27 protein-coding genes and 1 pseudogene are annotated in these 24,400 nt (G+C 71.9%); 12 read left to right on the top strand and 16 right to left on the bottom strand.

Annotated features, from left to right (window positions below):
- The first annotated feature begins 130 nt into the window (after positions 1–130).
- The 3 genes from ACWDYF_RS10545 to ACWDYF_RS10555 all read left to right on the top strand — a co-directional run bounded on the left by ACWDYF_RS10545 (position 131) and on the right by ACWDYF_RS10555 (position 3,680).
- Complete coding sequence (locus ACWDYF_RS10545) at positions 131–1,423, top strand: ATP-grasp domain-containing protein (RefSeq protein ID WP_389467646.1); 1,293 nt, start codon at positions 131–133, stop codon at positions 1,421–1,423.
- Positions 1,416–2,531, top strand: a complete 1,116-nt coding sequence (locus tag ACWDYF_RS10550) for a GNAT family N-acetyltransferase (RefSeq protein ID WP_389467650.1) — start codon at positions 1,416–1,418, stop codon at positions 2,529–2,531. The genes ACWDYF_RS10545 and ACWDYF_RS10550 overlap by 8 nt, the downstream gene beginning before the upstream one ends.
- Before the next feature lie 156 nt (positions 2,532–2,687).
- On the top strand, positions 2,688–3,680 hold the full coding sequence (locus ACWDYF_RS10555) for an ADP-ribosylglycohydrolase family protein (RefSeq protein WP_389467653.1): 993 nt from the start codon (positions 2,688–2,690) through the stop codon (positions 3,678–3,680).
- Between the two features lie 99 nt (positions 3,681–3,779).
- Here ACWDYF_RS10555 and ACWDYF_RS10560 read toward each other — a convergent pair whose 3' ends face one another.
- Entirely contained in the window at positions 3,780–4,685 is a 906-nt protein-coding gene (locus tag ACWDYF_RS10560) for a C1 family peptidase (RefSeq protein WP_037892450.1), read from the bottom strand.
- Positions 4,686–5,104: 419 nt separating this feature from the next.
- On the opposite strand from ACWDYF_RS10560, the gene ACWDYF_RS10565 reads away from it, so the two are divergent.
- Entirely contained in the window at positions 5,105–6,040 is a 936-nt protein-coding gene (locus tag ACWDYF_RS10565) for a hypothetical protein (RefSeq protein ID WP_051576346.1), read from the top strand.
- 92 nt (positions 6,041–6,132) lie between these two features.
- Here ACWDYF_RS10565 and ACWDYF_RS10570 read toward each other — a convergent pair whose 3' ends face one another.
- Positions 6,133–7,059 carry an NADP-dependent oxidoreductase gene (locus ACWDYF_RS10570; protein WP_389467657.1) on the bottom strand — a complete coding sequence of 309 codons (927 nt, stop codon included), beginning with the start codon at positions 7,057–7,059 and terminating at the stop codon, positions 6,133–6,135.
- A gap of 90 nt (positions 7,060–7,149) precedes the next feature.
- Here ACWDYF_RS10570 and ACWDYF_RS10575 point away from each other — a divergent pair, with 90 nt between their 5' ends.
- Positions 7,150–7,554, top strand: a complete 405-nt coding sequence (locus ACWDYF_RS10575) for a winged helix-turn-helix transcriptional regulator (RefSeq protein WP_381736407.1) — start codon at positions 7,150–7,152, stop codon at positions 7,552–7,554.
- A 670-nt stretch (positions 7,555–8,224) separates the two neighbouring features.
- On the opposite strand, the pseudogene ACWDYF_RS10580 reads toward ACWDYF_RS10575, so the two are convergent.
- Positions 8,225–8,560 (bottom strand): annotated as a pseudogene (locus ACWDYF_RS10580) (MFS transporter); the annotation flags it as partial.
- On the opposite strand from ACWDYF_RS10580, the gene ACWDYF_RS10585 reads away from it, so the two are divergent.
- Complete coding sequence (locus ACWDYF_RS10585; RefSeq protein WP_389467662.1) at positions 8,551–8,898, top strand: ArsR/SmtB family transcription factor; 348 nt, start codon at positions 8,551–8,553, stop codon at positions 8,896–8,898. The pseudogene ACWDYF_RS10580 and the gene ACWDYF_RS10585 sit on opposite strands and share 10 nt — an antisense overlap.
- Before the next feature lie 21 nt (positions 8,899–8,919).
- Here the strand turns inward: ACWDYF_RS10585 and ACWDYF_RS10590 are convergent, their stop codons facing one another.
- The 3 genes from ACWDYF_RS10590 to ACWDYF_RS10600 all read right to left on the bottom strand — a co-directional run bounded on the left by ACWDYF_RS10590 (position 8,920) and on the right by ACWDYF_RS10600 (position 10,845).
- On the bottom strand, positions 8,920–9,378 hold the full coding sequence (locus ACWDYF_RS10590; protein WP_389467664.1) for a VOC family protein: 459 nt from the start codon (positions 9,376–9,378) through the stop codon (positions 8,920–8,922).
- A 331-nt stretch (positions 9,379–9,709) separates the two neighbouring features.
- Positions 9,710–10,351 (bottom strand): hypothetical protein, encoded by a 642-nt coding sequence (locus ACWDYF_RS10595; protein WP_389467667.1) that lies wholly within the window; start codon positions 10,349–10,351, stop codon positions 9,710–9,712.
- A gap of 323 nt (positions 10,352–10,674) precedes the next feature.
- A complete protein-coding gene (locus ACWDYF_RS10600; protein WP_381736412.1) occupies positions 10,675–10,845 on the bottom strand; it encodes a hydrophobic protein in 171 nt (56 codons plus the stop codon).
- A 159-nt stretch (positions 10,846–11,004) separates the two neighbouring features.
- On the opposite strand from ACWDYF_RS10600, the gene ACWDYF_RS10605 reads away from it, so the two are divergent.
- Positions 11,005–11,943 (top strand): glutaminase, encoded by a 939-nt coding sequence (locus ACWDYF_RS10605; protein ID WP_381736413.1) that lies wholly within the window; start codon positions 11,005–11,007, stop codon positions 11,941–11,943.
- Between the two features lie 49 nt (positions 11,944–11,992).
- Here the strand turns inward: ACWDYF_RS10605 and ACWDYF_RS10610 are convergent, their stop codons facing one another.
- The 4 genes from ACWDYF_RS10610 to ACWDYF_RS10625 all read right to left on the bottom strand — a co-directional run bounded on the left by ACWDYF_RS10610 (position 11,993) and on the right by ACWDYF_RS10625 (position 14,335).
- Positions 11,993–12,160, bottom strand: coding sequence for a hypothetical protein (locus ACWDYF_RS10610; RefSeq protein WP_018565839.1), 168 nt, complete (start codon positions 12,158–12,160; stop codon positions 11,993–11,995).
- Positions 12,161–12,246: 86 nt separating this feature from the next.
- Complete coding sequence (locus tag ACWDYF_RS10615; RefSeq protein ID WP_381736414.1) at positions 12,247–12,540, bottom strand: hypothetical protein; 294 nt, start codon at positions 12,538–12,540, stop codon at positions 12,247–12,249.
- Between the two features lie 107 nt (positions 12,541–12,647).
- Positions 12,648–13,448, bottom strand: coding sequence for a class I SAM-dependent methyltransferase (locus ACWDYF_RS10620; RefSeq protein WP_389467672.1), 801 nt, complete (start codon positions 13,446–13,448; stop codon positions 12,648–12,650).
- A 143-nt stretch (positions 13,449–13,591) separates the two neighbouring features.
- A complete protein-coding gene (locus ACWDYF_RS10625) occupies positions 13,592–14,335 on the bottom strand; it encodes an SDR family oxidoreductase (protein ID WP_389467909.1) in 744 nt (247 codons plus the stop codon).
- Between the two features lie 139 nt (positions 14,336–14,474).
- On the opposite strand from ACWDYF_RS10625, the gene ACWDYF_RS10630 reads away from it, so the two are divergent.
- A complete protein-coding gene (locus ACWDYF_RS10630; RefSeq protein WP_389467675.1) occupies positions 14,475–15,386 on the top strand; it encodes a LysR family transcriptional regulator in 912 nt (303 codons plus the stop codon).
- A gap of 103 nt (positions 15,387–15,489) precedes the next feature.
- On the opposite strand, the gene ACWDYF_RS10635 is transcribed toward ACWDYF_RS10630, so the two are convergent.
- Positions 15,490–16,017 carry a hypothetical protein gene (locus ACWDYF_RS10635; RefSeq protein ID WP_389467678.1) on the bottom strand — a complete coding sequence of 176 codons (528 nt, stop codon included), beginning with the start codon at positions 16,015–16,017 and terminating at the stop codon, positions 15,490–15,492.
- Positions 16,018–16,185: 168 nt separating this feature from the next.
- Between ACWDYF_RS10635 and ACWDYF_RS10640 the strand changes: the two genes are divergently transcribed.
- The 3 genes from ACWDYF_RS10640 (at position 16,186) to ACWDYF_RS10650 (ending at position 19,070) form a co-directional block, all read left to right on the top strand.
- Positions 16,186–17,469 (top strand): sensor histidine kinase, encoded by a 1,284-nt coding sequence (locus ACWDYF_RS10640; RefSeq protein ID WP_389467681.1) that lies wholly within the window; start codon positions 16,186–16,188, stop codon positions 17,467–17,469.
- Positions 17,457–18,107, top strand: a complete 651-nt coding sequence (locus tag ACWDYF_RS10645) for a response regulator transcription factor (protein ID WP_389467683.1) — start codon at positions 17,457–17,459, stop codon at positions 18,105–18,107. Before ACWDYF_RS10640 ends, ACWDYF_RS10645 begins: the two co-directional genes overlap by 13 nt.
- A 168-nt stretch (positions 18,108–18,275) precedes the next feature.
- On the top strand, positions 18,276–19,070 hold the full coding sequence (locus tag ACWDYF_RS10650; protein ID WP_389467686.1) for an SDR family oxidoreductase: 795 nt from the start codon (positions 18,276–18,278) through the stop codon (positions 19,068–19,070).
- Between the two features lie 232 nt (positions 19,071–19,302).
- On the opposite strand, the gene ACWDYF_RS10655 is transcribed toward ACWDYF_RS10650, so the two are convergent.
- Complete coding sequence (locus ACWDYF_RS10655; RefSeq protein WP_389467688.1) at positions 19,303–19,971, bottom strand: class I SAM-dependent methyltransferase; 669 nt, start codon at positions 19,969–19,971, stop codon at positions 19,303–19,305.
- A 297-nt stretch (positions 19,972–20,268) separates the two neighbouring features.
- On the opposite strand from ACWDYF_RS10655, the gene ACWDYF_RS10660 reads away from it, so the two are divergent.
- The gene (locus ACWDYF_RS10660) at positions 20,269–20,997 is read left to right on the top strand and encodes a DUF4232 domain-containing protein (protein ID WP_389467691.1); all 729 of its coding nucleotides are present in this window, start codon (positions 20,269–20,271) and stop codon (positions 20,995–20,997) included.
- Positions 20,998–21,019: 22 nt separating this feature from the next.
- Here ACWDYF_RS10660 and ACWDYF_RS10665 read toward each other — a convergent pair whose 3' ends face one another.
- From ACWDYF_RS10665 to ACWDYF_RS10680, 4 genes are all read right to left on the bottom strand, one after another.
- Positions 21,020–21,508 (bottom strand): hypothetical protein, encoded by a 489-nt coding sequence (locus ACWDYF_RS10665; RefSeq protein WP_389467693.1) that lies wholly within the window; start codon positions 21,506–21,508, stop codon positions 21,020–21,022.
- 401 nt (positions 21,509–21,909) lie between these two features.
- Positions 21,910–22,263, bottom strand: a complete 354-nt coding sequence (locus ACWDYF_RS10670) for an STAS domain-containing protein (protein WP_389467696.1) — start codon at positions 22,261–22,263, stop codon at positions 21,910–21,912.
- Positions 22,260–23,513: a PP2C family protein-serine/threonine phosphatase gene (locus ACWDYF_RS10675; protein ID WP_389467698.1), complete on the bottom strand. Its 1,254-nt coding sequence runs from the start codon at positions 23,511–23,513 to the stop codon at positions 22,260–22,262. The genes ACWDYF_RS10670 and ACWDYF_RS10675 overlap by 4 nt, the downstream gene beginning before the upstream one ends.
- The gene (locus ACWDYF_RS10680; protein WP_389467701.1) at positions 23,513–24,325 is read right to left on the bottom strand and encodes an alpha/beta fold hydrolase; all 813 of its coding nucleotides are present in this window, start codon (positions 24,323–24,325) and stop codon (positions 23,513–23,515) included. Before ACWDYF_RS10680 ends, ACWDYF_RS10675 begins: the two co-directional genes overlap by 1 nt.
- Between the last annotated feature and the right edge of the window lie 75 nt (positions 24,326–24,400).

The following is a 24,400-nucleotide window of genomic DNA, read 5'->3' on the forward strand; positions in this document are numbered from 1 at the left end:
GCGAGAGTGATGTTGCCACAGGCAAAGCACCTATGGAAGCCTTGCCGTACGCCGGCCGGAGGGGGGTGAAACTTTCCGGCCAGCGGGTAATGCGGACCGCTTGGCGAAATTCCGAGGGGGGACGAGCAGGGTGGCGAACGCGTTCTCACCGCGCCCGACCGGCGCGGAGCACGACATTCTCTATCTCGGATGGCAGCGGGAGGCCGTCGAGGCGCTGGGCCGGCTCGGCGCGCGGGTGGCCTGTGTCGTGTCGTCGTCCGACCGGTTCAAGCCGACGGACGAGGGCTTCGACGGGCCGCTGGCCGTGGCCGCCGACCACACGAGCCCGGAGAGCGTGCTCGGCGCGCTGGACGAACTGGGCCTGGCGCCCGGCGCGTTCTGGACCGTGTGCACCGAGGACGAGTTCGCGATCGTCACGGCGGCCGTCCTCGGCAGCCTCGGCTGCCGCCGTGCGGTCCCCGTCGCCGGTGCGCTGTCCCTGCGCGACAAGGCCGCCCAGAAGAAGCTGATCCGCCGGGCCGGCCTCCCGGTCGCCGCGTGTGTACGCGTCCCGGACCTGGCGGCGGTGGAACGGGCCGTCTCCTCGCACGGCATCGGCCTGCCGTGCGTCGTCAAGCCGCCCGCCGGAGCCGGTTCCCAGCACACCCATGTGGTGCGCGACCGCCGGGAAATGGCCGCCACGCTGGACGCCCTGGCCGAAGAGGCCGGCGGCACCGTCGGCCCGTGGCTGGTCGAGGCGTTCGTACCCGGCGAGGAACTGCACATCGACGGCGCGGTGCGCGACGGGAAGCTCGTCCTGGCCTCGGCCAGCCGCTACCTGCACAACGTCGTCGAGGTCCACCGCGGCCGCCTCGTGGCCTCCGCCACGCTGGACGACGTCACCGAGCGCGAACTGGCCGACGCCGCCGTCCTGCTGACCGAGCGGGCCCTGACCGCGCTGAACCACACGGACGGGGTCTTCCACCTGGAGGCCTTCCACGAGGACGGCGTCCTCACCTTCAGCGAGTGCGCGGGCCGCATCGGCGGCGGGATGGTCCTGGAGGCCGTACGCGGCAAGTACGGCACCGACCTGTACGACGAGTGGGCCGCGGCCGTCCTGGACGCCCCCTCCCCCACCCCGGCCGACGCTGGGGAGCCGCGCCCCGGCTCCTTCGGCTGGGCGAACCTCACCGCGCCGCCGGGTCCGCTGCGCAACCTGCCCACGCGCGGGGACATCGAGGCCAGACCGGGGGTGGTGGAGGCGCAGTTGTGGGCGAAGGAGGGTGACCTGGTCGACGACATGCGCCGGGCCTCCCACCACCTGGCCGCCAAGGCCCTCGTCCACGCGCCGACCGAGGAGGCCGCCCGCGCCCGTCTCGTCGAGGTGGCGTCCTGGTTCACCGGCACCCTGCGCGGCGACGAGCGGGGGTGCGGCGATGCGTGAGCCCCGGCTGCTGGACCTCGCACGGGCCGCCGCGCTGCCCTCCTGGGCGGCCCTGTGCGGTCCGGCCGACCTGTTCTGCGCCCCCCGGTGGCTGGCGGTGGAACAGGACAAGGTGGGGCCCTGGGTGCCCGCCGCCCACGGGTGCCTCGTCGCCGGTGCGGACGACCGTCTCACCGCGGGCCTCACGGTGCTGGCGTTCGACCGCACGGTCGACGACGACACCTGCCGCCTGGACAAGATGGTCCGGGAACTGCCCGGCGCCCGGCACCTGCCGCCCGCCGAGCTGGAGGACGCCCTCCTGCCCTCCCTGATGTGCGGGGGGTGGTTCAACTCCACCGTGCTGACCCGTCCCGGTGCCGACGCCCAGGAGGCCGCCGTAGCCCGCCGCGGCCTGATCGACAAGGCCGTGGCCACCGCCCGGGACCAGGGCGGCCGGGCGGTCTTCTTCCCCTTCCTGGACGCCGACGACACCGCCCTGCGCGCCGATCTGCGCCGGGCGGGCTTTCGCGAACTGCCCGCCCCCGCACGGCATGTCCTCGACTCCGGCCACCGGGACCACGAGACCTATCTCGCCGCGCTCCCGTCCCGTCGGCGCGTCCGGATCCGCAAGGAACTGCGCCTGTTCTCCGAGGCGGGCGTCGTCACCGGCCACAGCGCCCTGGACGGCTCGAACGTCGAACAGGTCGCCGCGCTCGCGCACAACCTGGAGCGGAAGTACGAGCAGACGTCCACGCTCGGCCAGCTGACCGAGTGGTTCGAGGCCATCGCGAAACACGTGCCCGCCTCGGTGTTCACCGCGGAACTGGACGGCCGGCTGTGCGCCATGTCGCTGTGGCTGCACCACGAGGACCGGCTGTACGGCTTCCACGCCGGGTTCGACTACGACATCGGCCGCGGGCTGCCCATGTACTCGGTGGTCGGCTACCACCTGCCGATCGCCCACGCCTGCTCCGACCCGGCCGTCAAGGTGCTGGAGTACGGCACCAGCGCGGACCACGCCAAACTGCTCAGGGGCACCCGCGCCCTGCCGCAGCTCCTCGCCGTGAAGCCGCTGACGCCACGGGCCGAGGCCGTGCTCGACGCGGTGGCGTGTCCGATCGCCGGATGAGGCCGGGACGACTCGGCGCTCCCGCGGGCGAGACGGTGCCGCGAGCCGCGGGAGGCGAGCCCTCGCGCGGGTGGCGGTGGTTCCGGGGGGCCGGGCAAGCCGACAGGGCCGTGCGGCCGTCGGCGCGGTGCGGTGCGGTGCGGATAGCGTGCGCGGATGGAGCGGATGCAGCGAGCGGCCGGTGCGGTCGTCGGCTCGGCGGTGGGCGACGCCCTGGGCGGCCCCTTCGAGTTCGGGCCGCCGGGAGCGTTCTCCGCGCGGTTCCCCGCGCCCGGTGCCGGTGGCGAGATGTGCGGAGGCGGTGGCTGGGACCCCGGCGAGGCCACGGACGACACGCAGATGGCCGTCCTTGTCGCGGAGTCCCTGCTGGAGCGGGGCGGACTCGATCTGCCGGACATCTTCGGCCGCTTCCAGCGGTGGGCGGCGGCGGAACCGAAGGACATCGGCTTGCAGACCGAGGACGTCCTGACCAACGGCATGCCCTGGGACCTCGCCGCCGCGCTTCATTTCCAGGTCAACCGACGAGCGGCGGGGAACGGCTCCCTGATGCGGGCATCCACCTCCGCGGTGCGCTTCGCACCCGCCGGCCAGGAAGCCACCATGGACGCGGCCCGCCGCATCGCCGCCCTCACCCACGGCGACCGCGCGGCGTGGGAGGGCACCGCGATCTTCCACGAGCTCGTCCGTGTCACGTTCGAGGACACCGACCCCCTCGCCGCGCTCCCGGACACCCTGGCCCTGGTCCACCCCGGCCACCGCGACCGCTACGCCACCGTCCTCGCGCCCGGCTGGCACCCCGGTCAGGCGACCGAGTTCAACGGCGCCGTCTGGCCCTGTCTGGGCTCGGCCGTCTGGGCCCTGCGCACCACCACCGGCTTCGAGGAGGCGATCCGCGCGGCGATCGACCTCGGCGGCGACACGGACACCGTCGCCGCGGTGACCGGAGGTCTCGCGGGGGCGTACTACGGGCTGGACGCGATCCCCGCCCGCTGGACCCAGCCGCTCCATGTGCCCCTCCCCGGCTTCGACGGACGGGTGCTGCGCCTGGCGGATCTGCTCCGCCTCGCGGACCGTCTCGGGGACGGCCTCGGGGACGGCCTCGGGGCTGAACCGGGTGCTGCTCCGCCATCGAGTCCGAGCACCGGATGACAGCACCGGATGACAGCACCGGATGACCATGAGCGCCTTCGGGACGGAGCGCGGACCGGGGACCGCCCCGGCCCGCGCTCCGTCCGTGTGCGGGGGAGGTCAGCTGGTGGCGAGCCTGCCGACCGCGTGGATCTCATCGACGTCGCCGGTGCTGAAGAACGTCCACGGCACGGTGAAGAAGCCGCCGTCGCCCCAGCCGGAGCCCCAGCTGTTCTCGACCTTCACGCCCTGGGAGTTGTACCCGACTATGGTGACCTCGTGCCCGCCGAGGACCGGGTCGCTGGAGGAATCGCCGGGCAGGTAGCTGTAGTCCGAGGCGGTCCGGGAGTCGAGGTCCTCGAAGCTCTGGTGCACCGTGAAGCCGATCGCCACGGGCTCGCCCTGGGAGATGGCGTTCTCGATGGCGGACTTGGCCGACGTACCGCTGGTGGGCAGTTCGTCGAAGCCCGACAGCCGGTACCCGGCCGCGTTGGCGCGCTCGTTGTCGTCCGGCTGGGTCGTGTAGTCCTCGGTGCCCTGCCAGTAGTCGGACTGGGTGTCGATGCCCTGGTCCCGCTCCATGGGCAGGGCGACGCTCGCGGTGGTGCCCTCGTCGTCGCCCCTGGCGATCTGCGAGTAGATGTACATCGGAGCCATGGGCGAGCCGCCGATGCCCTGTTCGTTCATGAGGACGCCGTACGCCGAGTACCCGGTGGCCCAGGCGACGCAGGAGCCGACCTTGCCCTGGTCGCCCGGCGAGAGCGCGTACTTGCTCAGGTCGGCGCTGGCCGGCGCGGCACCGGACCGCTCGAAGACCGGCTGCGCGCCGTGACGGCTGAGCTTCGCGTTCGGGTGCTTGCCCTGTAGTTCCTTCAGGTTCAGGCCCAGACCGTGCGTCAGGTGGTGGGCGGCGCGAGGGGCAGGTTGTGCGGCGGTGTTCGCGGTGTTCGCGAACGCGCTGGTGCACAGGCAGGACAGGGCGGCGGCGGTCACGGTGGCGACACCGGCGACTCTGCGGAAACGCATCGTTCCGACTCCTTGGGACGCGGTAGTGGGGGGACGTGCCAGGGCCACCGGACGGTGGAGACCGGGCACACGCCGGTGAACGCGAGACGGGTGGGGGAAGAGGGAAGGACCTGGTGGCCTGGACTTCCGTCACTCGGCTGCCTGTTCGACCGGCATCCGGAAGCCTGCGCCACCCGGCCCGGACGCGGCAAGGTCATCCCGCCGTTAACTGTTAGGAGTTGATCAGAATGGGATCAATGAACCCGGTTGCCCGCTTCTCGACCGCAACTCTTACCTGCTTCGCGTTGACTTGACGTGAGCCCCCCACTTCGCTGGGGTCCACGCGGGACCACGCTCCCGGGGCCAGGACCGGGGCCGGTGGATCGTCCGACTGCGCAGCCGGGACACCGGCCCGACGTCCGCAGGAGGTTGACCCGACGATGCACGACGATGCCGCTCCCCCTCCCGAGGAGCCGCTGGCGAGACTGCTGCGCACCGGCCCCTTCCCCGACGCCCTGCGGGCCGCGATGGACGCCAGTGGTCTGACCCTCGACCGCATCCGGCACCGGCTCCACGGCTTGGGCACGCCGGTGTCCACGGCCACCCTCAGTTGCTGGCGCTCCGGCCGCCACCAGCCGTCACAGACCGCCGCGCTGGCCGCGCTCGCCTCGCTCGAACGCGTGCTGGATGTGCCGCCGGGCGCCCTCAGCTCACTGCTCGGCCCTTCCCGCCCCCGGAGCCGGTGGCTGCGTCTGGCCGCCGACGCACCCGGTCTCACCGCGCTCTGGCCGGAACCCCGGCGGCGCGACGTGAGCGACGCGTACCGCAGCGTCGACTCCCGCTGGATCTCCTCGCTGCGCTGCCTCAACCGCCATATGCGGCTGGAGATCGACGCGCACGGACGCGAACACCGCGTGTGGATGCGCCAGGTGGTACGGGCCGAACAGGACGGACCGGACCGCACGGTCCTCGCCCATCTGCCGGACACCCCCGGCTCGGTACCGTCCCTGGACCTGCGGCCGCCGTGCCGCCGGGGCGCCGTCGTCGAGAACCCGCACACCGGCATGCTTGTCGCCGAGGTGCTGTTCAGCCGGCCGCTGCGGCGCGGCGACACCGCCATCTTCGAGGCCACCCTGACCCATGCCGAACCCCGCCCACCGGCAAGGGAGTTCACCTTCCGCCAGCAGGCACCCGCTGGGGAGTACGCGCTGGAGGTGCACTTCCACCCGGCCGCGCTGCCCGCCACTTGCTACGCCTTCAGCAGTTCGATCGCATCAGGGCGGGACGCCCGCCGCGTCCTGCACCCCACCGACGGCTGCGTCCACGTGATCGGTTCGCGGGCGGGCCCCGGTGTCTTCGGCATCCGCTGGGAGTGACCGCCCGGAGCCCGCCATTCGGGCCCGAACGGGCGCACGGCCGGAGACCGTACGGGAGCCAGGGCCCCCTCACGCGGGGCCCCGCGACCGGATCAGACGGTCAGGACGAGCTTGCCCTGGAGGTGACCGCCGTCGAGCAGCCGGTGCGCGTCGACGACGCGCTCGAACGGGAACGTCTCCTGCACATGGACCCGGAGTCTGCCCTGTTCGACGAGATCGACGAGACCTCGCAGGGCGACCGGGTCGGGGTCGACCCCGATCCCGCTGAAGCGCAGACCGGCCGCCTCGTACCTGGCGATGAGCGCCGTGTCCTCCTCGGCGACCGCCGTCACCAGGTGACCGCCCGGCCGGAGCACGCCGAGTGACCGTTCGACGGTGTCACCGCCGATCGTGTCGAGCACGACGTCGACATCGCGGACCGCCTCGGTGAAGTCGACCGCCGTGTAGTCGATCACCTCGTCGGCGCCGATCCCCTCGACGAACTCCCGCTTGCTCCCTCCGGCGGTCGCGATGACATGCGCGCCGAGCGCCTTCGCGATCTGGACCGCGACATGGCCGACCCCGCCCCCACCGCCGTGGACCAGGACGCGGTCGCCCCCGCGCACGCCGCCGAGATCGACAAGGCCCTGCCACGCCGTCAGCCCGACAACCGGCAGCGCCGCCGCCTCGACGTGCGAGAGCGACTCCGGCTTGCGGGTCAGGTGCAACGCCGGGGCCGGCACCAGCTCGGCGTACGCCCCTGCCGCCCGCGGGAACAGCGGCATCCCGAACACCTCGTCGCCGGGCCTGAACCGCCACGTCCGCGCCTCCACGACCACGCCGCTGAGGTCCCAGCCCAGGACGAACGGCGGGCGGCCGAGCAGCGGGAACTCACCGGCGCGCAGGCGCGCCTCCAGCGGGTTCAGCCCGATCGCCTCGACACGGACGAGGACCTCGGTCGGAAGGGGCTGCGGTTCGGGCGCGTCCACGACGGTGAGCACCTCGGGACCGCCGAACTCCTGCTGGGTGACGACTCGCATGACTCTCCTGGCTTCGAAGGGGGAAGGAGAATCCAGGCTATGAATCCGACAGGAACCAGCAGGTGCCTGCGGCGCGGGTACGTTTGGCGCATGAGCGGTTGCGATTTCCGTCCCGGTGATCCCTTTCTCGCCGACTGCCCGGCGCGTCTGGCGGTCGATCTGATCGCCGACAAGTGGACGGTGGTCGTGCTCTACGCCCTCAGCAGGGGCCCGGTGCGCCACGGGGAGCTGATCGAGCTGATCGGCGGCATCTCCCGCAAGATGCTCACCCAGACGCTCCGACGGCTCGGGGCGCACGGACTCGTCCGCCGCCACGCCTACGCCGAGGCGCCGCCCCGCGTCGAGTACGAACTCACCTCGCTCGGGGCGACGCTGATCGAGCCGATCCACATGCTGACCGAGTGGGCGAGGGCGAACGGCGACGCGGTGCTCGACGCGCTCGATGGCCTCGATGCGCTCGATGCCGACGGCGAGCCGGGCACCCGGGGCGACTGAGACCCTTGCCGGGGACGGCCCGTTCAGCTCCAAGTCCCGGGGATCGGCCCGGGACTTGGTGATGAGCGCGCCGTAGGCGAGCAGGTAGAACATCGACATGACGGCCCCGCGCCGTTCGGCGGGGACATGGGCGGTCAGATGGCGCAGCGAGCCGCCGAAGGCGAGCCCGTAGGCGCCGCCCTGGAGGGCGACGGTGACGATGATGGCGACGGCGTTGCCGGTCGCGAAGCTGACCGCACCGGCCAGCATGAACACGGCAAGCCCGGTAGCGCGCACCGGCGATCTGTGTCGCGGCGGCGGCGAGGGTCACGGCCGCGACGACGACACCGCCGAAGAGCGGCCCGTCCACGTGCGCGGCGTGGGCGGCGATGGAGGGCTCCAGCGAGAAGCACGCGAGAAGCACACCCCGAGTACGGCCCAGGCGGCGCCCGCGCCGAGCACGGCGAAGACGAAGCAGCCCCGGATCTCCTGGGGCACCTGCGGGCGCGGGATGCCCAGGGGTGCGGTACCGGGCGAGGTGTGCGGTTCGCGCATCACCAGCAGGAGGACGAGCAGGACGAGGCCGATCAGTCCGTCGGCGAGGTAGGGCAGGAGCAGGGGGTTGGAGGCCGCTCTGGGCGAGGGCCGCGGTGCCGAGCACGGCGACGGCGATCCCGATGTCGAACGCGATGGCGGTGAGCGTCCCGCTCCGGGCCGCTCGCTCGGGACTCACGTCCAGCAGGGCCGCTCCGCCCACGACGACGATCGCGCCGGTCCCCAGGCCGTTGAGCATCCGGGCCACGACGAGATACCCGGGCCCCGCGGCGAAGACGAAGACGGCGAGCCCGGCGAGCAGCAGCACGACGGAGCCGATGAGCACCGGCCGGCGGCCGTACCGGTCGGACAGGGCGCCGGACAGGAGGATCGCGACGAGCGCCACCGCTCCGTACGCGGCGAAGATGACGGTGGTGAGAACGGGAGGGTAGTCCCATTTCCCGGCGTACAGGGAGTAGAGCGGTGAGGGGATGGCTGAGGTCGCCTGGCCCTTGGGAGATCCCTTCCGCCCAGTTGCCGCCCGTTGCCGCGGTCCAGAAGCTGCTGCGCGCGCTCGCCGACCCCGTGCGCCTGGAGATGGTTCGCCGGCTGGCGGCGGACCCTGTCGGCGAAGCCCCCTGTTCGAGCCTCTACGAGAACCTGAACAAGTCCACCGCGACCCACCACTTCAAGATCCTCGTGGAAGCGGGCGTGCTTCATCCGGTCATGGTCGGCCCCTCCCGCGGCCACCGCCTGCGACGTGACGCCTTGCAGCAGGCGGCGCCCGGCCTGCTGGACGCGCTGATGGGGGCGTTGGCCCGTCAGGACTGACGCCGTGCCGGGGGGCGCTGGCTAGCGCGTGGTCCCCGCGGGCGGGTCGGCGAATATGCCGGTCAGCATGCCGGTGGCCTGGCCGACCTCGATGAGGTAGCCGTCCGGGTCCCGCAGGTAGCAGCGCAGCTCGGCCTTCCGGTCGAGAGGCTCGGTGAGGAACCGCGCGCCCTTGGCCGTGGCGTCGGCGTAGAAGGCGGCGATGTCCGCCACGCGCACGTTCAGGAAGCTGGAGACGGTGTCCCCAGCGCCCGGCGGCTCCAGGGTGACGCCGGGCTTGTCGGGAGTCGGCCCACCGCCCGGGTTCATGATGATCCAGCTGTTGGCGACCTTCACGATGGCCGGATTCTCCTCCAGCACGACCTCGCCGCCGAGGATCTCGGCGTAGAAACGCCGCGAGACCGCCGCGTCGCGAACGGTCAGAAAGTGGGTCAGGATGAGCCCCGTTTCGGGCGCGGGCAGTTTGCCGTCAGTCGTCATGGTGGCGTCCGTCCTTCCGCACGACCGGCCTGTTCGGGCGGCCACCGGGCGGGTAACCCTTCTGGCGGCGGATAGGCATGGGGCGGGCATGAGCGAGCCGGGCAGCACGGGAGACGCGGCTGTGCGGGAGTGCGGCTGTGCGGGAGTGCCGGGAGGCCGTCGGCGCGCTGGGGGCCGATGCGCGCGGCGTGGCCGGTTGCCCGCAGGGCCTGCTCGGCTTCTACGCCGACGAGAACGCGCCGGTGAACCGGGTCACGACCGGCCGGGCACCGCTGGAGGCGACCACCACCTTCCGCATCCAGAGCCGATGTCGGCTCGCTCTGCCGACCGGTCAGGGGCACCCACCGGTGGGGGCCGGGGCGGAACTGTCCGCCGCCGGGGCCCGGACCGCCTCGACGACACGGTCGGCGAGGTCCGTCCACGGGCGCGGGGCGAGCACCGGGACTCCGGCGGCCCGCGCCTGTGCGGCGAGCCACCTGCCGTACAGCACGCTGACGCGTGCGCGCGGCCCCTGAGGCCCGGCCTCCGGCTCCCGGCGCAGGTAGTTGGCCGTCACCTGCGCCTCGTCGTCCTCGTGCAGAAAGACGGCACGCACCAGACCTCCGGGCCTCGCAAGCCCGGGGAGCACGTAGTCACCTTCCACGATCACCGGCGTGTCGGTGTCCACGTGGTTGGCCACCACCGCCTCGACCGCGGGCGCCAGTGCCCCGGCGATCGCGATCTGCCGCTCGACCACCGACTCGGGCGCCTGACGGGCGGCCTCGGGGTGGGTGCGCCAGAAATGGACCTCCGGCAGATGCTCGGGCAGGGTCACCGCGAGAAGGGCCTCCACGATGTCGTCGACCTCCACGACGGGGACGCCGTACCGCCGCGCCACAGCCCGGCCGACACCGGTCTTCCCCATCCCCGAAGCGCCCCCGACGACGAGCACCCGCCACTCCGGAAGCCCCCGCACCTCATCCGCACCGTTCACCCAGGCAGAGTAACGGTCGGCCGAGGAGACGTCGGCAGAGACCGCCGGTCACACCGGCACCTGCCCCCGTGCGGCTGTCCCGGTGGTCACCGGGGGGCGCGCGGGTCGGGGGCGGGTACGTGACCGGAGGTTGCGCGGGTTCCTGGCGCGCGGGTCCGTCCCGCCCCCGACTGCGGCGCGCCTACCCAGGATCCCGTTCCGGACGCGTTCGCCCGCTCTGGTTCCTGGCCGGGTCGGCACACCGCGGACATGCCTGCGGGGCCCGGCCGTGTGGACGGCCGGGCCCCGCGGGGCGGTGGACGGGTGCTGCGTACGGTGTCAGGTCACCATCGGTACCAGCGGCCGCGGCCGCCGCCCGCGTTCGTGGAGCGCATGACGAACCCGAGCAGCCACACCACCAGCACGATCACGGCCACCCACCACAGAATCTCCAGGGCGAAACCGGCGCCGAAAAGAATGAGCGCAAGAAGCAGTACAAGCAAAAGCGGAACCATGGATATCAACCTCCTGAGACGCCTTGTGCCCCGCACCCTGCCGCATATTCCTCGCACGCCTCTTTTTTCTTCGCACGCTCCTTGTCTGTGCGAGGCTGTCCTTCATGGGTACCGGCGAGAATTCCGTATGAGTGTCCTCGGGACCGACCCGGGGGCACAATGGTGATCATGACATCGACGCCGTCCGGCACCTTCCTGCCGATCCTGGAACGCATAGCCGAGGAGATCAGCCACACCCCCGGGAGCGGGCGCCCCGCCGACTACATCCCGGCCCTCGCCGCCTGTGATCCGCGCAGCTTCGGCATGGCCGTCGCCGAACTGGACGGCACGGTGTACGGCGTGGGGGAATGGCGACAGCCTTTCTCGGCCCAGTCCGTCACCAAAGTGTTCACCCTCGCCCTCGATCTGGCCCGCGAGGGTGACGAACTCTGGGAGCACGTCGGCCGCGAGCCCTCGGGAAATCCGTTCAATTCCCTGGTCCAACTGGAATATGAGAACGGTATCCCGCGAAATCCCTTCATCAACGCGGGCGCACTCGTCGTCACGGACCGGCTCCAGACCCGTACCGGCGACGCCGCCGGGGAGCTGCTGGCCTTCCTGCGCGCCGAGAGCGGCAACCCCGCCCTGGACTTCGACCAGGAGGTCGCCGCCTCCGAAACCGCGCACGGCGCCCGCAACGCCGCCCTCGCCCACTTCATGGCGTCCTACGGCAACATCGACAACGACGTCCCGGTCCTGCTCGACCAGTACTTCCGGCAGTGCTCCGTCGCCACCTCCTGCGCCGACCTCGCCCTGGCCAGCGGCTTCCTCGCCCGGCACGGCATCCGCGCCGACGGCTCCCGGCTGCTCAGCCGCAGCCAGGCCAAACAGATCAACGCGGTCATGCTGACCTGCGGCACCTACGACGCGGCCGGCGACTTCGCGTACCGGGTCGGGCTTCCGGGCAAGAGCGGCGTCGGCGGCGGGATCATCGCCGTCGTACCCGGCCGGTGCACGTTGTGCGTGTGGAGCCCGGGACTGGACGAGCGCGGCAACTCGGTGGCCGGGGTGGCGGCCCTCGACCGCTTCACCACGCTCACCGGCCTCTCGGTGTTCTGACCGAGTCTCGTCCCGTACCCGGACGCCTGCCCGGAGCCTGGGCACCTGGTCAGCGTCTGCGCGACCAGGTGCTGCCGATTCCCGCGACGTGCAGGGCCAGGGCGGTCAGGCCGAGGAGCATGACGTTGACCGACGAGAACGTCTGATTGGTGCTGATGTCGGCCGCGTTGATGAGGAACGCGATGAAGAACAGTACTGCCGCGACGATGCCGAGCATGATGAGCCCCTCTCGAAAGTAGTGAACCCCGTATGCCCGGTCATCGCCCTCGCAGACGCGGACGGCGCCTCCGAATCCGCGGCCCCTCAGGCGGGTGCCTGGCGGGTGCTCGCCGCCCTGCGCGGGGCGGCGTGATGCGCGGGCCGGCCTGTCGCGGGAACGGGCAGACGCCGCAGGGACAGGCCCGCGGTGACAAGGAGTCCGGTGAAGACGGCCAGGAGGAGGGCGCACACCCACATCTGCCGGCTCCCGGGCGTCTGCCAGCCCGTCCAGGCCAAGGCCGCCGCCCACAGCAGGGCGCCTGACGCGTAGAAGGAGCGGACGCGGTGCAACTGCCGCACGGCCCGCAGGAACTGGATACGTTCGGTCTTCGGTGCCATGCCGGGCCGTGTACCCCGACGAACCGCAACCATCAGGGCGGAACGAATCGTGAGCAGCGGGGTCCGTTCCGTCCCGGACGGCCTTCCCGGGTGTCTTCCATGGTCGTCTACTTGTCGGCGCGGGCCACGAGCAGCGGCTGGAAGAAGCCTGTCTCCTGCGGCATCCGCCACCGGACGTCGATGAATCCGGCCTCGGCCGCGAGACCGGCCAGCCGGTCCCGGCTGAGCGCCCAGTAGGTCGTCCGGCGGACCTGGACGTGCCATTCTCCGCCTTCTCCGCCTGTCGGCAGGAGTTGGAAGTGTTCCAAGTCGTAGTGCTCACCGTCGGCGTGCCAGTGCCACAGTTGGAAGGTGACGGCCCGTTCGCCGCCGTCGTCGCCGTCGCCCTCGCTGTCGTCGTCGGTCCGGTGGACTTGCGGAGGTGTCGAAACGGGGTGGTCGCGCAGCAAGTCGTCGTAGGGGCGTGTGCTGACCAGCAGCAGGCCGTCGGGGCGCAGTACGCGGCGCATCGACGCCAGGGCGGTGTGCACATCCTGCTCCGTCAGCAGGTGGGGCAGCGAGTTGTCGGCGCAGACGACGACGTCGAACCGGCCATCGGGAAACGGGAGATGTCTCATGTCCGCGGCTGCCGTGCGCAGGCAGAGGCCCCGGCGGGCCGCCTCACGACCGGCGCGGGCGGCGGCGCGAGGGCTGAGATCGGTCCCGGTGACGCGGTGTCCGCGCAGCGCCAGGCCGATGGCCTGCGTGCCGATGCCGCAGGAACAGTCGAGCACCTCGGCGCGCTCTCGGCCGACAAGGGCGTCGAGAGCGTCCCCCTGCCGACGCATGCTCGCGTCCCAGTCCGAGTAGACCAGGTGGTAGGTGTCGGCCAGTTCGTCGTAGAAATGCGCCACCGGTGCCTCAGACATGGCAAGAGGCTACCGCGCCTGTCCCCCCGGAGGCACCGGTCGCCCCAGCATCTCGCTCCACGCGTGGGCCCGTCCGCTGGTCGAGAGCCGGGCCCCGGACGGACACCCTCCCCTCTCCAGTGGGCCGCTGTCCGGTGACAGGTCTAGAGCTGCGAGGCCCCTCCGTCGACAGGGAACTCCGTTCCCGTCGAGAAGGTCGCGCCGAACGCCAAGTAGGCCACCGCGGCGGCCACTTCCTCGGACGTCCCCAGCCGTTGCATCGGGATGGTGCTCCGGTAGGTGTCCTTCACCGTCTCGACGACATCGGCGGGGACGGAGCGGTCCAGGATGCCCGTGTCGGTCGGGCCGGGGCTCACGGCATTGACACGCACCTTGCGCGGCAGCAGCTCGCGGGCCAGAGTGCGCGTCATCGACCGCAGGGCCGCTTTGCTCGCCGAGTAGACACTGAGCGCGTCGAGGCCGAGGACGTTCACCACCGATGTGGTGAGGACGACGCCGCTTCCCTCGCGCATCAGCGGCGCCAGCGCCTGCACGGTGAAGTACGGGCCCTTGGTGTTGATGTCGAACAGTTCGTCGTACATTTCTTCCGTCGTCGAGTCGAGCGGCGCGGACGCGGTGACACCGGCGTTGACGAACAGCGCGTCCACCGCGCCGAACCGCTCCTGAACCGTGTCGGCCAGCGCCTCGATCTCCTTCAGGGACGCTGCGTCGCTGCGGACGGCGATCGCCTTGTCCCCCAGTCGCTCCAGGGCGGTGTCCAGGGTGGACCGGGTGCGGCCGGTGATCAGTACATGCGCCCCACCGCCCGCGAACAGCCGGGCGGCAGCCAGGCCGATACCGCTGCTGCCGCCCGTGATCACGATCTTCTTGCCGTCATAAGTGGTCATGCCCTCAAGCCAAATGGCCATCGGCACACCTTGTCCAAGACCTGTTCCGTATGCCGTCATACGCCTGGCGCATGAGCGCATGAGCGCATGAGCGCATGAGCGCATGAGCGCATGACAGCGCGCGACGTACGCTGGGCAGATGGACGTCGATCTGCGGCTCGTGCGCTACTTCACGGTCGTGGCGGAGTACGGCAACTTCGGCCGGGCCGCCACCAGTCTGCACCTGGCGCAGCCGTCGCTGAGCCGCCAGATCCAGCGGCTGGAAGCTCAGCTCGGTGTCCGGCTTCTCGACCGCTCGCCGCAGGGCAGCAGCCTCACCGACGCCGGCCGGGCATTCCTTCCCCGGGCCCGGATCCTGCTCCAGGAAGCCGAGCACGCCGCTCGTACCGCCAGAGCCGCCGTGCAGCCCCGTACCGTCACCGTCGGCTGCGCCGAAGGACTGGTCCTCACCGCCTGCGTGCAGGAACTGCGCCGTCGGCACCCTGGAGGCCAGGTCCGCACCCGGCACCTCGACTGGCGGGACACGCGCGCGCTCGCCGAGGGGCGGGTCGACGCCCTCGTCGCGTACAGACCCCTGCCGTTTCCCACGGACGGACTCCGGGTGACCACGCTCCGCGAGGAACCGCGGGTGCTCGTCGCATCGACGAGTCATCCTCTGGCGAACGAAAGAGCGGTCAGCCTGCGGGCCCTGTCGGACGTGGAACTGGTGGCCTGCGTCAGCACTCCGGTTGTCTGGAGCACTCCCCAGCCGGTCGGCGGCCACCCGGCGCCGCCTCCGCCCTCGATCGACGACAGCTTCGAGGACAAGCTGGAGCTCGTCGCCACCGGCCACTGTGTCGCGATCTTCCCTGCCGGTGACCGACGCGCCGCGGTGCGCGAGGACATCGCCCTGGTACCCGTCGTCGACACCGATCCCTGCGAGGTCGTGCTCGTCACACGCGCCGACGACCCGAACCCGCTGCTCGGCCCGCTGGAAGATGTCGCACGTACAGTGCTCGGCACGGTCTCCCCGGCGGACCAGCGCGGCTCGTCCGCCGAGGTCCGCTCCTGACCGAGCCGGCTCGATACGACCGACCTCGCCGAGCGGACCGAGGAGGCCCGGCGGGCGAATTCCTCCGGTGCCTGGCTCGGGGATGTCTGCGTGTGCGTGTGCGTCAGGAAGTCTGCGGGCCGCCCCGGCCCAGTTCACGTGCCGCGAGCGTGGCACAGAGGACGGCCAGCGGGAGTTCGGCACACAGGGCCATCGCGAGGGCGGAGGCCAGGTCGCCGCCCGTGGCCGCCGTCGTGGTGTCGAACCAGGCGTCGACCACCAGCAGCGTCGCCGTCACGGCCGCCGCGAGGGCGTGCCGCCGGTCGCGGCGGGTGGCGAGCAGGCCGGTGGTGATCAGGCCGACCGCCTGCAACGCGTCGAGACCGACCCAGGCGACCGGCCAGTGCGCGGCCGTCGCGGTGTCGGGCAGCCCTGTGGCGAGCACGTACAGCCAGGGCAGCAGGACGAGCCCGCACAGCACGAGGAGGCATCCGGCGCGCCGTACTCCCCGCGCGGGCGGCACCGGTGTCCGGACCGCCTCGTACAGGGAGATGATCTCCGCGTCCTCGGACACCGGCTCCGTCGTCCGGACGCCCCCGGCCGTCGTCGTGTCCGCCGCGGAGCCCGTCTCGTGAGTCCTCGGTCGACGCATGTTCCGCTCCCTCAGCCGTGTGGTCCCCTGCACGGTCACCACCCTGCGACGCGGGGCGGCCCTCGGTCAGTCACGCAGGGTTCCGATCCGGGGTGGAGAAAAGTGCACCCCGGAGCCGGGCACGGGCGTGATGGTCCGACCGTGGCCCGCGGCTCTACCGTGGGGCGCATGTACTTCACGACCTGGCTGCGGCAGGTGCCCGGCCGGCCGTTCCGCGGAGCGGGACGCCGCACCGCCCTCGTCGCCGCCGGCCTGCCGCTCCACGTCGCGGCGGTGCCGCTGTGGGTCTGGCTGGTGGGGACGGTGGTGGCCGTGGTGCCCGCCGCCACCCCGCTGCCCGTCCTGGTCGCGCTCGCGCTGACCCCCGTGCTGACCGCGGCCCAGCGGCGCCGCTACCGGGCACTGACCGGCAAGGAACTGCCGCGCCCCGCCCACGGCGCACCGCGGCGCGGTGTGCGTTCCGTGCTGCGCCCTCTGACCGCACGGGCCTTCTGGCGGCAGGTCTGCCACCACACCCTCGCCGGTCCGCTGCTCGCCGTCCTGGACGTCGCCGTCCTCGCCGTCTGGGCCGCCGGGCTGGTGGCCGCCACCGTCTATGTGTGGATCTGGGCGCTGCCGCCGGGGTGGCGGATCGCCCACGCCGGGTACACCACGCAGGCGGGGTACGTCACCGCCGGGGGCGTGCTCCTGCTGTTCGCTGCGCCGCGGCTGACCGGCCTCCTGGTGCGGGCGCAGACCTGGGCCGCCGAGATCCTGCTCGGCCGCAGCCGTACGGAGGAGCTGACCCGCCGGGTCGAGGACCTGACCGAGAGCCGGGCCGGTGTGCTCGACGCGGCCGACGCCGAACGGCGGCGCATCGAGCGCGATCTGCACGACGGGGCGCAGCAGCGGCTCGTCTCGCTCGCCGTCAACCTGGGCCTGGCCAGATCCACCCTGCGCGACCTGCCCGAGGACGCCCGCCGGGTGATCGACGACGCGCACCGGGAGGCCAAGGAGGCGATCGCCGAGCTGAACAGCCTGGTGCGCGGCCTGCATCCGGTCGTCCTGGAGGACCGGGGGCTCGACGCCGCGCTGTCGGGCATCGCCGGGCGCGCCCCGATCCCGGTGCGGGTGGCCGTGGACCTGGCGCGGCGCCCGGCGCCGACCGTCGAGGCGGTCGCGTACTTCGTGGTCTCCGAGGCGCTGACGAACGTGGTCAAACACGCCCGCGCCGACCGGGCGGACGTGACCGTGGCACAGGTCGGGGAGACACTGCGGGTGGTCGTCACGGACGACGGCATCGGAGGTGCGGTGCCGTCGGGCCCCGCAGCCTCCGGTGGACCCACGGACCGCACGGGCACCGGACTCGCGGGGCTCGCCAAGCGGGTCGCGTCCGTCGACGGCGTGTTCTCCTGCCACAGCCCCGCCGGGGGCCCGACCGTCATCACCGTGGAGCTGCCGTGCGCGCTGTGATCGCCGAGGATTCCGTCCTGCTGCGGATCGGGGTGGTGAAGGTACTGGAGATGGCCGGGTTCGAGGTGTGCGCCGAGGTCGACGACGCCGAGGCGCTGCTGACGGCGGTCGAGGAACACCGGCCCGACATCGCGGTGGTCGACGTGCGCATGCCGCCCGGCTTCACCGACGAGGGGGTACGCGCCGCGCTCGTCGTCCGCCGCCAGTGGCCGGACACCTCGGTACTGCTGCTGTCGCAGTACGTGGAGGAGCGGTACGCCGCCGATCTCCTCGCCGCCAACACCTCGGGCGTCGGCTACCTCCTGAAGCAACGGGTCGCCGACGTCGACGAGTTCGCCGACGCCGTGCGCCGGGTCGCGTCCGGCGGCACCGCCCTCGACCCGCAGGTCGTCGCCCAGCTCCTCGTACGCCGTCACAGCGACCCGCTCGACCGTCTCACCCCCCGCGAACGCGACGTCCTCGCCCTCATGGCGGGCGGCCGCTCCAACTCCGGCATCGCCGCCGAGCTGGTGGTGAGCGAGAGCGCCGTCGCCAAGCACATCAACAGCATCTTCACCAAGCTCGACCTCCCCAGGGCGGACGCCGACCACCGCCGCGTACTGGCGGTCCTGCGCTTCCTCGGGGTCGCGTCGGGCTAGGTCGCGTGCCGCTGCCCGTAGTCGCCTTTGCCGGACTCGGGTGGCCGTCCCCCTCGGGATCCGCTTGCTTGGAGTGCACATCAAGGCCATAGCGTGGCAACAGCTGAACCGAACACCCACCGCGTCGACGCACCATCCAGCACCCCCGACCAACTGGAAAGACGGCAAGTGGCAGACAACCAATTCACCCCGCATGCGGCACTCTTCGACCTGCGTGGAAAGCGCGCGCTCGTCACCGGTGGCACCCGAGGCATCGGCATGATGATCGCGCGAGGTCTCCTCCAGGCGGGCGCCCGCGTGGTGATCAGCTCACGCAACGCGGAAGCGTGCGCTCAGGCGCAGGAACAACTGTCCGCATTCGGTGAGGTGCGGGCCGTCCCCGCCGACCTGTCCCGCCACGACGAGTGCCGGCGGCTGTCGGACCTCGTCACCGCCGGCTCGGAGCGTCTCGACATCCTCGTCAACAACGCGGGCGCCCTGTGGGACGAGCCGCTGGCGACGTTCCCGGACGCGGCCTGGGACACGGTCCTCGACATCAACCTGAAGTCGCCGTTCTGGCTCGTCCAAGAGCTGCTGCCCGCACTGCGCAGGGCGGGCACCGCCGACGATCCCGCGCGGATCGTCAACATCGGCAGCATCGCCGCCATCCACATCCCCCAGCGGCCCAACTACTCGTACTCCAGCAGCAAGGCCGCGCTGCATCAACTCACCAGAGTGCTCGCCAAGGAACTGGGACCGCAGCACGTCACCGTGAACGCCGTGGCGCCGGGACCGTTCCCGTCGACGATGATGGCCGCGACCCTCGATGAGTTCGGCGAGGCGATCGCGGCGGCGGCCCCACTACGCCGGATCGGCCGCGACGACGACATGGCGGGTGTCGCCGTGTTCCTCACCAGCCGGGCAGGCGCATACCTGACAGGCGCCGTGATCCCCGTCGACGGCGGCATCGCCACAACCGCGTAGGCCAGTCGGGTCGGCCTGACCATCTGGGACGTGGACATCGGCTCCACGGTCTGCCGGGCCCACCCGCACGCTCGCGGTCCGCTACGAGGCGACCGTGCTGGTCGCAGTCCTCAACGAGCGGCTGCGACCAGCACTTTCCCAACGGACCGTAGTCGGGTCTATCGCGTTGGCGGGACGGGGCGGGCCCGACGGGCAGGTCCGACAGGCAGGTCCGACGGGCGGGGCCGGGGCGTCAGGCGGCCTCCTCGTCAGTCGGTTTGCGAGCCAGGAAGCTGGCGAACTTCCAGTTCCGTTTCTCGTCGGGCTCCTGCACCAGCTGAGCGGTGACGGTGAATCCGACCTGGTGCAGCAGTTCGGCGAGCTGGTGCGGGGGGAGCCGGTACGACACGTAGGCCACGGGGTGGCCGCCGTAGCCGTGTGCCGGGCGGCGGTGCTCGCCGGTGCCGACATGGCCGGCGAGGAGGAGATGGCCGCCGGGTGCCAGGGTGCGGTGGAACTCGGCGAACACGACCGGCAGCAGCTCCGGAGGTGTGTGATGGGTGGAGTAGTACGCCAGGACGCCGCCGAGCGTGTCGTCCCCGATCTCCAGCGCGGTCATGGAGCCCACGGAGAAACGCAGGTCCGGATAGGCGCGTCGGGCCAGTTCGACCATCTTCGGGGACACGTCGACACCGAACGCGGACACCCCGAGGCCGGCCATGTGGGCCGTCACTCTCCCGGGTCCGCACCCCAGGTCCGCGACCGGTCCCCGGTCAGCCGTCCGCACCAGTTCGGCGAAGGCGGTCAGCAACGAGCGGGACAGCGGGTCCAGTTCGGACGGGCTCCTGACGAGAGCGGCGTAGTCGTCGGCCACGGTGTCGTAGGACTCCCGGACCGCGGCGAGGTAGGAAGGCTCGGTCATGCGGTGAATCTAGACGGGCGCACCGACAGCGCCTGTGGGCGGGCTCAGGGCGCTCCGGCTCGCCTGCTGTGTCCGCGGGCGCCCAGATCCATACCGGTCAACACGACGAACGGCCAGTGGGACCAGGGGAGATGTCTGTGCGTCACCGGGCCGCGCCATGAGCCGACTGTGCGTGTAACAGGAATGTACTAGGCGGCGATCCGGGGGAACGGGGCGGCGGGTCCGGGCTGTCCCATGGGGCAGAGTGGCCGGGGACGGCCGCTCGTGCCGTCTCCCACCGATGCTGAGGAAGAAACGATGCGTGTGCACAAGGCAACCAAGGTCACCTACGCGGCCCTGGTCGTCGCCGCGAGTCTCTCGCTCACGGCCTGCCAGAGCGACGACGACGGCGGTACGGGGCAGAGCGCCCCGTCGTCCGCGGCCACCGTGCCGTCCGCGGATGGCGGCACCCAGGAGTCCTCCGGCAGCGGCTCCGGCGGGAGCAGTTCCTCCGGGAAGACCTCCGGCGGGCAGAACGCCGCCTCGGGGACCGGGTCCGGCCAGAGCGGCAGCACCGGCGGCACCGGCGGCACCGGTGGGTCCAGCGGGTCGGGTGCGGCCGGTGGGCTGAGCAAGTGCCGTACCAGCGATCTGACGATCACGGCGTCGGACGCCACGGTCGGCGGCGACCCCGACCTCACCGTGGCGGTGCAGTTCAAGAACCGCAGCGGGCGGGACTGCACGCTCTCCGGGTACGCGGGGGTCGACCTGAAGACCAACTACGATCCCGTGTCGGCCAAGCGCTCCGGTGAGAAGGCCGGTACGTCCGTCCTCAAGGCCGGCAAGTCGACGTACTTCGGCATCCACTACCCGGCCAACAAGACGGGCGGCACCGGCGTCCGCATCCTGGGGCTGCTGGTGACCCCGCCGGACGAGACCAGGACGGTCGCCCTCGCCTGGCCGGGCGCCCCCTCCCTGGCCGTCACCGAGAGCGGCGGCGACCCCATCACGGTCGGCCCGATCGGCAGCGCGGGCCAGGGCGAATGACCCGCACGGCCGTCCCTGGAGTTCACCGCTCGGCGCTCGTCGGCGCGGTGGGCTCCTCCTCGGCGAGCCGGTCGGCGAGCCGCTGTACGGCCGACCGGATGCCCTGGCCGTAGCCGTCGTCGTGGAGCGCGTCGAGGTGCTCCCGGGCCTGGGTCAGGTGCGTGCGGGCCTGCGGGACGTCCCCGAGTCGGTGGAAGTCCGCGGCGAGGTTGAGGTGCAGGGACGGGTAGAACCCGCGGATGGCCAGGGACGAGTCGTGCCGCCTGGCCCGGTCGTCGGTCACCGAGGCGGCGGCGTCCAAGGCCCGCAGGTCCCAGTCCAGTTCGTCCCGCGGGTCCTGCTGGAGGTCGGCCATGTAGTGGGCGAGGACGCAGCGGTGGAACGGGTCGCCGTCCGGGGCGATCTCCTCCCAGATCTCGGTGAACCGCCGCCGGGCAGCGTCGGCATCGCCCGCGTGCTGCGACGCGATGGCGGCCTCGATGCGCTTCATGGTCCTGTCCTCGGTGGTCACGGCAGCCTCTCCGTCGCTCTTCGGTGATCGCCACGCAGCGTAGGGGCAGCCACTGACATCGAACGGCGTCGGGCGCCTCGACGGCGTGACTTCGGGCGGCCCGTCTCAGGAGATCCGCTGCCGCGAGGTCTCTCCCCCACCACCATCACACAGGCTGTTCGCCGCGGCGGGCACGGACGGGAAGGCCGGGTCCTCGTATGCGGGGACACCGACCAGCGCGGCACGGGAGCCGGACCGGTTCAGCGCGGCACGGGAGCCGGACCGGTAGATCCGTTCAGTTGCCGGTGCCGTGCAGTCACCTTGACGTCCGCGCGTGCTTGAAGATGACGGCCATCGGCTCCAACTCCCTTCCCTGTAGCCGTATCTGACGCGGCTTCGGGTCGGCGGCGGAGGGAGGCCGGTCAGGCGGGTGGCGTCCAGGCGGCTGTCGCCTCCTGGACGGTGGGGTGGGTGGTGAAGACCTGTTCCAGGCCGACGATGCGGAAGATCCGCCGGACGCGTTCGGGGACGGCGGCCAGGGCGATGTCCGCGCCCGCCTCCAGGGCGTGGTTGCGGGCGGCGATCAGGACGGTGATGCCGCTGGAGTCGCAGAAGGTGAGAGCGCCCAGGCCGACGACGAGCTGCTGCCCCGGACGCAGGTCCAGGTCCGCCAGAGCGTCGCGGACCCGGGGGGCGCTGTCGTGGTCGAGGTCGCCTGCGATGTCGATGACAGGGCCGCCGGGGGCGGTGCGGATACTCAGCGTCAGGGGGGTCACTGCTGCTCTTCACCGGGGGGTCGGGGCACATGGACGGCCAGGACGGCGGTGTCGTCGTCCAGGCCGGTGCCGAGGTCGTCGAGCAGGTCGCTCAGGGCCCGGATCGTGTCCGAGGCGGTGGCGGGGGCCAGCGAGCGTGCGAAGTCCAGCAGCGCTTCGTCGCCGTAGCGGCCGCCGGACCGGTCGGTGTGGGCCTCGGTGAGGCCGTCGGTGTAGAGCAGCAGGGTGTCGCCCGGGTCCAGGCGGACGGTGGTGGTGGCGATGTGGGCGTGGGGCAGGACGCCGATGAGCTGGCCGCCGGGCGTGTGCAGGTGGTCGGCGCTTCCGTCGGCGCGCATCAGGACGGCCGGGGGGTGGCCTCCGCTCGCCAGGGTGATCTGGAAGGCACCCTCGTCGCCGTCCGGGGTGAGCAGGCCGAAGATCACGGTGCAGAAGCGGGGGTCGGTGCCGTGGTGCTTCTGGTTCAGGACGGTGTTGAGGTTGCCGAGGACGGCGGCGGGGTCGGGATCGTAGACGGCGGCGGCGCGCAGGGTGTAGCGGGCCAGGGAGGTGACGGCGGCCGCGGCGGCGCCCTTGCCGCACACATCGCCGAGGAACAGGCCCCAGGTGCCGTGGGCGAGGGGGAACAGGTCGTAGAAGTCGCCGCCGACCTCGTCGGCCGAGGCGATGTGGTAGTGGGCGGCGACGTCCAGTCCGGGTACGTCGTCCAGGGCCGGGGGCAGCAGGGTGCGTTGCAGCGTGGCCGTGAGGACCTTGAGCCGGTCGCGTTCGCGGTCGGCCTCCTGCCGGGCGCGCAGCAGTTCCGTCTCGTAGGCGCGCCGGTCGCGGGCGTCGGTGACGGTGGTGCGGATCAGCAGCGGCTGCCCGTCGTCGCCGGTCTTGACGGTGGAGGTGACCAGGACCGGCAGGCGGCTGCCGTCGGCGGCCCTGAGCTCCAGCGCGATGCCGCCGACCCCGCCCTGCAAGGAGAGCAGCGGCGCGAAATGGGTTTCGTGGTAGAGCTTGCCGCCCACGGTGAGCAGGTCGGAGAACCGCCTTCGCCCGACCAGGTCCTCCCGGCGGTAGCCGAGCCAGTCCAGGAGTGTCTTGTTGACCTTGGCGATCTGTCCGTCCAGCAGCGTGGACAGATAGCCGCAGGGCGCGTTCTCGTACAGGTCCGCGGCGCTGTCCTCCAGCAGCGCGGCGAACGGCGCCTGCTCGTCGGCGGGACCTGCCGCTCGGTGGTCGTGTCGGTCGTCGGTCACACACATCACCGGGTAACTCCTGCGGCGAACGAGGCGATCGCCGCGCCGGTCGCCTCGGGCGCGCTCAGTTGCGGGCAGTGACCGGTCGCCTCCAGGGTGACCAGTTCGCTGCCCTTGATCCGGGCGTGGACGAAGGCTCCCACCTCCGGCGGGGCGATCGCGTCGAGGGAGCACTGGGCGATCAGGGTGGGGACCGTGACCGCGTCGAGGTCGGCGCGGTTGTCGGACAGGAAGGTGGCCCGTGCGAAGACGCGGGCCATCTCCGGATCGGTGCGGCAGAAGCTGTTGGTCAGCTCCTGCCCCAGTTCAGGCCGCTGCGGGTTGCCCATGATCACCGGGGCCATCGACGCCGACCAGCCCAGATAGTTCGATTCCAGCGAGTGGAGCAGCTCGTCGATGTCCTCGGCGCTGAACCCTCCCCGGTAGCCGGTGGCGGGATCGTCGATGTAGCACGGCGACGGGGTGAGCAGCACCAGGCCGGCGAAGCGCTCGGGTTCCCGCGCGGCGGCCAGGACGCCCATCATGGCGCTCACGGAGTGCCCCACGAAGACCACCGGACCCAGGTCCAGTTCGCGGCAGATCTCCAGTACGTCCTGCGTATGGCCGTCGAGGCCGGCGTAGCGCTCCTCGCTCCAGGCCGCCGGATCGGAGCGGCCCGCCCCCACGTGGTCGAAGAGGACCACCCGGAAGTCGCGCTCCAGGGCCGGTACCACCAGGCGCCACATGTTCTGGTCGCAGCCGAAGCCGTGCGCGAGCATCACCACGGGCCCGTCCGTCCGGCCTGTCACCGTCACATGGTTCCTGGCTCGTACATCCATACGAACCATCCTCGCACCTCCACCCTTCTCGCTGTTCCCCCCGCCGTTCCGCGCGCTCGGCGCCGCCGCCGAGGG

The sequence above is a fragment of the Streptomyces sp. NPDC003284 genome, from assembly GCF_053589675.1.